Below are 9,765 nucleotides of genomic sequence, written 5' to 3' on the forward strand. Positions count from 1 at the left end.
TATATGAGTTTTTTCAATGTGATATATGTTGGAATCCACTACTTGTCCAAGTTAATGGATTCCCAAAAAAGGAGGTATTGAGTAGGAAATCATACTTTTCAAAGGTGAAATCTCCTACAAAGATGCTATCATGGCTTCCTGATAGCAATAATAGTATATTCGGAAAGTGACTAAGTGACTCGAACAAATATTGATTTTTTCAGAAAAATTTAATCCACAGTTCGAACAATTTGTACTGCAACAAAGACAATCTATATTACGGTTGGTAAGGGCCCTTCTAGAAATAGGAGGGTTTTTCTTTTTACTTGTATTTTTTTACAAAAATAAATTCTACCAATTTTTTCAATTGGTGTTCTAGTAATAAAGGTAAATACTATATAAGTAAAAGGGGCTAGAATTATTGAAAAAATAATAACTGTTTTAATGGTAAAAATAATGAGGAGTGTCAACTGTAATTAGTTACAGGAATCAATAGGTGTTTCATCTGTTGATTTATAAATAAATTATACAAAAGGAGAGAATTATATTGGCTATGTTTATCGGCTTAATTAGTTTTGTTGGAATGCTTGTATTTCTTATCTTAGGTATTGTTGGGGCGTTAAGGAAGAGTAAGAAAACTAAAAAGAACTTTATTATAGCAGGTGTATGTTTTGTATTGTTAATCGCTGCCGTATCATTTAGTGGTGATCCAACTGAAACTGAACAAGCAGAACCCCCAGTAACAGAAACAGAAGAAAATGACGAAGTTGAGCAAGAAGAACCAAAGGAAGAGGAAGTAGTACCTGAAGATGAAAAGAAAGAAGAACCAGAAAAAGTTGAGCCGGAACAACCTAAAGAAGAAGTGAAAGAAGAACCTCAATTAACAGCTTCACAGCAAAATGCTATTCGTCATGCTGAAAACTATATTAGAACAATGCCATTCTCAAAGTCGGGATTAATTGAGCAGTTGGAGTTTGAAGGTTATACCACAGAGGATGCTACTTTTGGAGCTAATAATATTGAAGTAGATTGGAGAGAACAAGCGGTGAGACATGCTAAACATTACAATGACACTATGCCAATGTCAAGGCAAGGTTTAATTGACCAGCTAATGTTTGAAGGGCACAGCCAAGAGGATTCGACATATGCAGTTGATCAAATAGGGCTTTAAAATAAAGTTCATAGCATTAACAGATGCTTTTGTTTAAGATTTTGGCTGTCAGTTTGACAGCCTTTTTCTTATTAAACTTATTAAACTACCATGAAAATAAACTTCTCGTATTACAAAAAAAGACCACATTAAAGAATACCCTACTAATTCGATAAAAAAAGAGAGCTAAATTAATTGATCTATGGATTCATGGACTTGATTAAGAACCATTCTAGACATCTTAGTGTATTTTCATTCTCTGTGGTGCAGCAATGATTTTGGCTGCATGGATGGCTAACGGGTCCTTTTATTTTCAACTGTTTCACTTACCTAACCCAAATATAAATGGTGAATCGATCTTTTTTTATTTAATTGAAGAGTGAGTACTTAGGGTTTTAACCCATTTAGCTGAATTTTAAATTTCCAATAAACGGTCAATGTAAAATGTGTTGATTTATATTATTCTATTAACTACAATGTCAATCTTTGAAAAAAGGCAAACTTATCGAAAGGTAAGGACGCAAAACTATGGATCTAAGGTGATGGAAATAATACTATGATTGCCAGGTTACCAAGGAGGAGAAAAAACGTTGGATTATCAATTGGAAAATGGTTTTCAGTATAAAATGGTTGTTAATAAAGTTCCTACGAGGCAAGAATTTTTTCAATTCCCACGAGAAATTAGCCTAAGGGTGAAAATAGGTAAAAAGGTATATCTGTTTAATTACCAAAAGATAATTAACACAATAGAGAACAGTTTATCTTACTCTGAAAAAATTGAATTATTTAATGCTCTAACTAGAATAAATGAAAGAAATAATGACTTCTCTAATTATTTAAAAACTATACTTACTGGAATAATTACAAGGGAAGAATATTCGGTGTCTATAAAGGAATAGTATCGAATAGGAGAAAAGTGTCTAATTAACTGTGTCTATATACGGTAAAAGTATAAGATGTTTTGTTTCAATATAAACTAAGTGTCTATTATTTGTTACTCTTTAGGTAATGTGTCCTTGTTGCCAAATTTTTTCGTTTTTGATTGGTTTAAGTTAAAACATTAAGCCTTTTAACCGTTTTATGAAAGTGTTATATGTCTTAAGCTTTAGTGGCAAGGTGCAAATGTGGGTGTTTTTACTCATGTTTCTTTCCTGCCTTTCCATTATCTACTGATTGTTTGATTCCATCGTTGCATGATATATTCTTACTCGTAGGGCAAACAACAATGACAAATTCGATAAGGGCAAACCTGGGGAAACCTAGCGACGCAAAGCTATAGGGGCTTCATTGTGAATTCAATATGCTCGCCAGCTACCGATAAATAAATCGAACCCTTGAGGGGAGATATTATTCTTTCGGATAATATCTCCCTTTTTTGTGCCTAATCGATTGTCAAAATAATAGACGAAAAATTTCGAGGGGGAAAAATATAACTTGAAGAAATCACCCACGCAGACATCTTTCCTTGTGCCGTTAAGGCATTTAACTCTTCCTTCATTCGAACACGCTCTGTAATTGTTTCTTTTATCGTTTCTAAAGTATTCGTAACATCGGAAAAATTTTACGCAATCTTTACAGCGATACCGCTGCTGTTCCATTGTTGGCATTCCTGCTACAATGAATATTTCCCGAATCAGACAATAGTTAATCGAATGACAGTGAGTGCAGGTGTAGCCCTTTTTTGTTTCTGTCTGGATTCCTCTTTAAAAAATAGGTTCACTTGCAGAAGATGCTTGCAAGAGAATTCAAGAGGGAAAAGACAGTGGACTTAGGTTGAAATTAAAATACAAAACTTTTAGGAGGGGTTAAATGGGAACAATTTATTTAGAAAAAGTGAAAGAGTTTGAAAGTAAGGTAAACGCCTATAAGGAGATTGACGAACGATGTGAAGCCTTGAGGAGTTCAATAACAGTAAGTACACTTATTCGAAATACCGAAACAGGGGCTACTTTAGCAGTAACAAACATGCCTGAAAATGAAATATTTTTCTTTGCAGGAAACTTAGAAACGGGCGAAGAAGAGAAATACTACTACCTAAACAAAAATTGGGAAGTAATAGAGCGTGATGTTTGACGGGCTATATCAACCTAGAAATGGGTAGACGAGTTTAATGAAGTAGAACACTAACTTGTATATTTTGTTTAATAACTTTTTCTCTTATTAATAACTGAAATCCAAACTACGATTGCAGAGTTGAAGAGCAGAGCTGTCATAAGGGCAGCTTTTTCTTGTTGTACTAACGGGCAGGTTAGTTCAACAAGGTATTCCAATCTTTGAGATATTTTTTTAGGAAAAGCCCAAAAGGAAAATATTCCTTTTGGGCTTTGAAGGTAGTTTATCTAATTATTAAATAGGGTTATCAAATTTCTTCACTAATTTAGTCTTCACTTTTCACCAACTGCTAATACCCAGTTATTACATCGTATGAAACTACCAATGGGATATTCAAAATCACATTCACCAATTAGCGAGAAACCGAGCTTACGACAAATTGCATTAGAAGCGGGGTTGGTGATTTTTGGGAAAGCGTGAATGAAACTATGCTTCTTTTCAGAATTAATATTAGCAATGGCTGTGGCTGTTGCAATTGTCGCTATCCCTTTACCCTGATATGCAGCTAAAACACTCCAACCTATCTCATAAATAGGTTCTCCTTGCCAAATCGTATCCCAATAGCCGACACTACCAACGGTCTCAAGATTTGGAAGCAAGAGAATCTTAAACATACGTCCAGTTCCCTTTTCCGAAATCTCACAGTACCGTTTATGACGAGTTAGGATTTTTTCCTCTGTCTCTGGACCTCCAAAGTGTACTGTCATCTCAGGAGCATTTAGAAGATGAAGCAAATTAAGATCGCCTTCACCCCAAGGTTCAATCCTTATTTCTGACATATTTCTTTGTTCCAAAATGTCACTCACCCCTTGTTTTGTATTTCTGACTGTACTGTGGTGGTCGGACAGTTATCTAATAATTAAAAATATTCATATACTATATTTTATACATACATATATTTTTGGTCAATTTATTTTTGAACTCTAGATTGATCCATACTTAGAAGGAATTACGTATATTTTTGTTGAAGTTATTAAGCTAACGGGGCATTTATTGAAAGAAGAACAAGATGTTAAAATGGGTTTATCAGCAAAGTTTTAGTTTTATTATATTTCTTACCACATATAGTGCTTTACATTGAGGGCATTTTAAGAAGTTAGCTCAACAAATATAGAAAACATTCCTTTTATATTAGAGTGTATTGGTTTCTTAAGGAAGAGGTTATTTAAGGATGAGCCTGCGTTTCTTCATGAAATTCTAGTTAAATTATCTTAATAATAGTTTGAATTGGGGACGGGCCACTTGCTTCATTATTATAAAACAAGTGGCCCGTCCCTATGGTTATTTAGTAGAGCAATCGGGACAATATATACCTCTATCCCCCACGCCCACCGGAAAAGTAATAAATAGTAACTCCTTATCGTTCTAGCTTAGTCGTATTATTTCATAGTGGGGTGAAATAGGTCTGTCATCTTTTTTCCATACGAAGAAATAGAAAAATAGCTCCTTAAATAATACCGAGTTTTATATATGTTATATTTTAGTTATAGAATAAGTGATTAAAAAAATGGGTGATATTGATGTATGAAGGTAAACGGATATTAATTATTGAAGATGATCAAGAGATTAGTAGACTATTAAGAGTAATTTTGGAAAAATCGCATTTGGAACCGGTTGCAGCTTATTCGGGTACAGAAGGTTTATTGCAACTGCAAAATAATACCTTTGATTTAATTTTATTGGATTTGATGCTACCTGGTAAAAGTGGAGAGGAACTCATAAAAGAAATTAGAGAAAAGAGTTCTATACCTATTATTGTCATTTCAGCGAAAGTTGATATTGAGAATAAAGTGCAAGTATTGAAAATAGGTGCGGATGATTTCATAACCAAACCGTTTCATCAGGAAGAAGTAATGGTTCGAGTAGAAGTCCAATTAAGAAAAGCAAATTTTCACCCGGAGCAGTCAGCGGAAATAGGATGGCGTGAGCTTAAAATGAATACGGAAAAACGGTCTGTAACTTTAAAAGAGGAAGAGCTACAGCTGACGAATGCTGAGTTTGATATTTTAATATTTTTCATGAACAATCCCGAGCGTGCACTTTCCAAAAAGGAGATATATGAAAGCATTTGGAAAGGGACCTATTATGGTGATGATAATACAATCAGCGTTCACGTCTCTAACCTGCGCAAGAAGATTTCCGAAATTACTAGTGAAGAATATATTAAGACCATTTGGGGAGTAGGCTTTATGCTTACCTGATCTCTTTATGAATTCTTTATGTTTTGCTTAAAGGATTTTAAAGACTTCTAAGCTAAACTGAAAATAACAAGAGATTTAGTGAAGGAGTCGAAAAGATGGATACCATTATTCAGACGTATCAACTAACGAAAAAGTTTAAGAAACAAGAGGTTCTTAAACCTCTTGATTTCTCAGTAAAAAAAGGAGAAATCTGTGCACTAATTGGAAAAAATGGTGCGGGCAAATCGACGTTGTTCAAAATTCTAGCAGGCCAATTAAAGCCGACGAGTGGGGAGATTTTGCTTTTCGGAAAATCTGGTAAAGAGATAGAACATGTGAAAAAAAGAATGGGTTTTATGATCGAAACCCCTACATTTTTCCCGGATTTTAATGCAGTTCAAAATCTAGAATATTTTCGGATTCAACGGGGTGTCGTTGAAAAGAAACGTATTGATGAAGTCCTAGAAATTGTCGGTTTGGCAAATGAAAAGAAAAAACGATTTAAAGATTATTCCATGGGGATGAAACAGCGATTAGGCATCGCTCTTAGTCTCTTAAGCAACCCCGATTGTTTAGTACTGGATGAGCCAATCAATGGATTGGATGTTGAAGGGATTATCGAAATCCGCCGATTATTGATGAAACTCAATCAGGAAAAACATATAACCATATTAATATCTAGTCATATATTAACCGAATTAAAATTGTTAGCCACTCGTTTTGTATTTATTAAAGATGGTGTAATCGTCGATGATTTAAGCATAGAGGCTCTAGAGAAGAGTAGGAAACAAATTGTCCTAACGGTTGATAATTCAGTGAAGGTGGCACAATTATTAGAACGAGCATATGAAGATATCGAGTTTAAAGTCCTTCCAAATCATGTTATCTCTATACAAAATCATGTAGAGAGTAGTGGAGATATTAATCGTCTTTTAGTTGATAATGGTGTAATGGTGAAGGAGTTTCGTATTGAAGCTCTGAATCTAGAGGAATACTTCTTAGGACTAGTGGAGGGAAGTAGTAATGATTAATTATATGAAAAGCGAATATTATCGTCTTCTGCGTAAAAAAGGTGTGCATTTCACTAGTGTAATATGTTTATTGTTGATCGTTGCGGCTGCCACTGTTCTTCGTTATTTAGACAAGGTGGACCCTAACTTCCAATATGCTACTAGTAATTATTTCTATTCAAATGTAATTGCCGTTGGATTACTGATAATAATCATAGGAATAATCTTTAATTCAGCTCTCACAAGCAAAGATAATATGTCGTTGCTTAAGCAATCTGTTTCTTTCGGCATTTCCCGGAATACTATCTTCTGGTCAAAGCTAATCTTGACTTTAAGCTATTTTGTACTAATTTGTGTCATTGGCATATTTTTAATGATCGCGCTAGGTGAGAACTTATTAATTACTGATAATCAGTCAGTCAGAAATTTTCTGATGGCGAGTCTAAATATGGCTCCACTTGTTTTAAGTGGATTTATTTTAACCCATGTGTTAAAAGTCATGAAAGTTGGAGATATTTATATCTTTCTTCTACTGTTATTTATATATGGATTTTCTAGTGATCTTCTACGGATGTTGCTCCGCCCGTTTTCAGGCTTAAGCGCAATCTATGAATATACGCCAAATGCGTTATTAAACGATAACCTAATAAACTATATGATTGATGCAGTCCAATTCAGTTACCAATGTTGGGTTATAGGTATCGTAATATCTGTGATTGCTTTATTCATTGGAGCAAGTAGATTTGCAAAACAAAACATCGATTGATCGAGAAGGGATGAATGGAAGTGAATAGCTGGTTGGTTATAATCATCTTGGTTTCCCTGCTAATTGTTTCGGTTTCCAAGCTTCTACTGTTCCATTGGGATATTAGAAGGATGTCAAAACAATTAGAGGAAATCAGTAAAAATTTCAGTACAAATGAATTAGTTCGCACAAATACTCATAATAAAAACTTGGGCCGATTTGCTACGAATATCAACCAGCTGATTCAACTATTCAAACAGAACCAACAGTCTGTCGAAAGAAGAGAAATGGAACTAAAGCAAGAAATCACAAATATCTCCCATGATTTACGAACGCCTTTAACTTCAATCAAAGGATTTTCAGAGCTATTAACAGACCAGTCTATATCTGAAGCAGAAAGAAAAGAATTTTTAGAGATTATTCAGAAGAAAATCGATAATCTCACAATGATTGTAGATTTATTTTATGAACTCTCACAACTCGATTCCTCAGATGCGAAATTGATTATGGAAAAGCAGTTTCTAGATCAAATTGTTGTGGAAACAATGCTCATGTTCTATGAAGACTTTCAGAACGAGCAATTAGAGGTACGGATGAATGAAGGTACTGTACCTGCTGTTCTTGTTGACAATAAAGCAACCGTTCGGATTGTAACCAACATTATTCAAAATGCTTTAACTTATGCCAAAAGTTATTTGAAAATTAGTTTTGTAGAGGATGAAGAATATATTTGGTTAAGGGCAGTAAATGATGTTGAGAAGATTAATGCTACGAAACTTCAACGGATTTTTAATAGAACATTCAGGTTGGATTCTAGTCGATCTGGTACTCATCTTGGATTAGGTCTACATATTGTTCAGCAACTTGTAAACAAACAAGGAGGAAAAGCGGTAGCTAACTTTCATGAAAATGAATTTATTATTGAAGTGTCGTTTAGAAAGTGGGAATAGGTGGGTTGATAAACAGGTATTATTTGATTTCTTGTTCAACTATAGGGTGCGTTGATCCAAGAAGGATTAATGCACCTTTTTGTTGAAGATATTTAACTACCATGAAAATAAACTTCTCTAACCTCGAAAAAAGACAATACCAAAGAGAACTCGTCTCATTTGTTTAAAAAAATTGAGGGAGCAGCAATTCATTGCTATGGATTGGTTGACTGGATCAAGGTCAGTATCAGTATTGACACTTCCTAACTATTTTCATTCTCTGTGGTGAATCGCTCATTTTTTGCGATTCATGAGTGGCTAACGGGGCAGGTCTCTTTAACTAGAGTTAAAACATTAGAGAAGTCAGTTTAAAGGTTATATTAAAATATAGAGAAATTAATTGATATTCAATAAACGGTCCAAATTGCGTTATAGCAGGAAAATATATAGTTGCAACTATATTTATCTTTACTTTAGTTATTCACTCTAACAATACTGGAATAAGAAAGGACGATGAACAATATGTTTTTTGGAGCTAAATTAAAAAAAGAAAGAGAAAATAGAGGTTGGTCACAGGAATCCCTCGCCGAAAAAATAAATGTTAGTCGCCAATCAGTTTCAAAGTGGGAAACTGGTAAAAACTATCCCAATATCGAAGTAATTATTGATTTAAGTGATTTATTTGGTATCACAATCGATGAATTATTAAGGAGTGATGACGGATTGAAAGAAAAAGTAATTCAAGATAGTAAAGGACCGACAGATTTAAATTGGAAATCATACCTTTTAACTGGTTTAGGTATTCTTATGGGGATTGTAACTACTAGCATAATCAAACACGATGGAATTGATTGGATATCCATTAGTTGGGCAGCAGTTGCAACAGCAGCTTTCTTGTACCTTGTTTTTCTTCTTTTTCCGCAAGGGAGCAAAAAGAGTGGAACAAAAAATTAGGTGGAAGATTCCACAATCGGGTGCAATTGTTGAATAAGCTCCACTTTTCATCTTCAACTACCATGAAAATTAACTTATCTGTCCTCGAAAAGAGACAATACCAAAGAGAACTCGTCTCATGTGTTTTAAAAAATTGAGAGAGCTGCAAATCATGGAAATGGATTGGTTGACTGGATCAAGGTCAATATCAGTATTGACACAAACAAACTATTTTCATTCTCTGTGGTGAAGCGCCGATTTTTGCGCTTCATGGATGGCTAACGGGTGCGATAGCAAAAGAAGCTGTTGCTGTTCTTTTTCAACAAATGGAGAGGATTAAATGATATGAAAAAAAAGTTCACGAAACCTTTGTTAGCGATAATATTAGTATCAGGAATCCTATTTGTATTTGTGGATTTATTAAAGGAAGAGACATTTACAATCATTGAAAAGGATACAGATACGTTTATTTGGATTGAAAGCAATAAATTATTAAATCCAACTTATAAACGAGCATCATTAGGTTTAGAAAATACCAGAATAATAAATGAAAATGGTGAGGAAATAGATTATAGAGAGTTGGTAATAGGTGATAAAATTAAAGCTGATATTAAACCAATCGTAGCACTTAGAGACCCTCCGGGCTTAGGGGCAAGGGAGGTAAAACTATTGAACTAACGGGTGCTTTAACACAGTAGATATAATATTAAAGAGCCTAAAAAATGCA

At 34.1% G+C, this 9,765-nt stretch carries 10 protein-coding genes and 2 riboswitches; of the genes, 9 read left to right on the forward strand and 1 reads right to left on the reverse strand.

The window, feature by feature from the left end; translation table 11 throughout:
- The first annotated feature begins 532 nt into the window (after window positions 1–532).
- The 3 genes from V7138_RS17415 (at window position 533) to V7138_RS17425 (ending at window position 3,202) form a co-directional block, all read left to right on the forward strand.
- Window positions 533–1,150: an Ltp family lipoprotein gene (locus tag V7138_RS17415; RefSeq protein WP_335399708.1), complete on the forward strand. Its 618-nt coding sequence runs from the start codon at window positions 533–535 to the stop codon at window positions 1,148–1,150.
- Window positions 1,151–1,614: 464 nt separating this feature from the next.
- Window positions 1,615–1,705, forward strand: a riboswitch (cyclic di-GMP riboswitch).
- A gap of 14 nt (window positions 1,706–1,719) precedes the next feature.
- Window positions 1,720–2,028: a hypothetical protein gene (locus tag V7138_RS17420; protein ID WP_335399662.1), complete on the forward strand. Its 309-nt coding sequence runs from the start codon at window positions 1,720–1,722 to the stop codon at window positions 2,026–2,028.
- Between the two features lie 333 nt (window positions 2,029–2,361).
- Window positions 2,362–2,448, forward strand: a riboswitch (cyclic di-GMP riboswitch).
- Between the two features lie 490 nt (window positions 2,449–2,938).
- Window positions 2,939–3,202 (forward strand): hypothetical protein, encoded by a 264-nt coding sequence (locus tag V7138_RS17425; protein ID WP_335399664.1) that lies wholly within the window; start codon window positions 2,939–2,941, stop codon window positions 3,200–3,202.
- Window positions 3,203–3,513: 311 nt separating this feature from the next.
- Here the strand turns inward: V7138_RS17425 and V7138_RS17430 are convergent, their stop codons facing one another.
- Entirely contained in the window at window positions 3,514–4,020 is a 507-nt protein-coding gene (locus V7138_RS17430; protein WP_438824373.1) for a GNAT family N-acetyltransferase, read from the reverse strand.
- A gap of 741 nt (window positions 4,021–4,761) precedes the next feature.
- On the opposite strand from V7138_RS17430, the gene V7138_RS17435 reads away from it, so the two are divergent.
- The 6 genes from V7138_RS17435 (at window position 4,762) to V7138_RS17460 (ending at window position 9,716) form a co-directional block, all read left to right on the forward strand.
- The gene (locus tag V7138_RS17435) at window positions 4,762–5,442 is read left to right on the forward strand and encodes a response regulator transcription factor (protein WP_335399667.1); all 681 of its coding nucleotides are present in this window, start codon (window positions 4,762–4,764) and stop codon (window positions 5,440–5,442) included.
- 95 nt (window positions 5,443–5,537) lie between these two features.
- Window positions 5,538–6,452 carry an ABC transporter ATP-binding protein gene (locus V7138_RS17440; protein ID WP_335399669.1) on the forward strand — a complete coding sequence of 305 codons (915 nt, stop codon included), beginning with the start codon at window positions 5,538–5,540 and terminating at the stop codon, window positions 6,450–6,452.
- A gap of 70 nt (window positions 6,453–6,522) precedes the next feature.
- Window positions 6,523–7,197: an ABC transporter permease gene (locus V7138_RS17445; RefSeq protein ID WP_335399671.1), complete on the forward strand. Its 675-nt coding sequence runs from the start codon at window positions 6,523–6,525 to the stop codon at window positions 7,195–7,197.
- Between the two features lie 110 nt (window positions 7,198–7,307).
- Entirely contained in the window at window positions 7,308–8,126 is an 819-nt protein-coding gene (locus V7138_RS17450; protein WP_335399674.1) for a sensor histidine kinase, read from the forward strand.
- Window positions 8,127–8,627: 501 nt separating this feature from the next.
- Entirely contained in the window at window positions 8,628–9,059 is a 432-nt protein-coding gene (locus tag V7138_RS17455) for a helix-turn-helix domain-containing protein (RefSeq protein WP_335399676.1), read from the forward strand.
- 324 nt (window positions 9,060–9,383) lie between these two features.
- Window positions 9,384–9,716, forward strand: a complete 333-nt coding sequence (locus V7138_RS17460) for a hypothetical protein (protein ID WP_335399678.1) — start codon at window positions 9,384–9,386, stop codon at window positions 9,714–9,716.
- Window positions 9,717–9,765: the final 49 nt, after the last annotated feature.

The sequence above is a fragment of the Bacillus sp. JJ1533 genome (assembly GCF_036965045.1).
Taxonomy (GTDB): domain Bacteria; phylum Bacillota; class Bacilli; order Bacillales; family Bacillaceae_L; genus Ferdinandcohnia.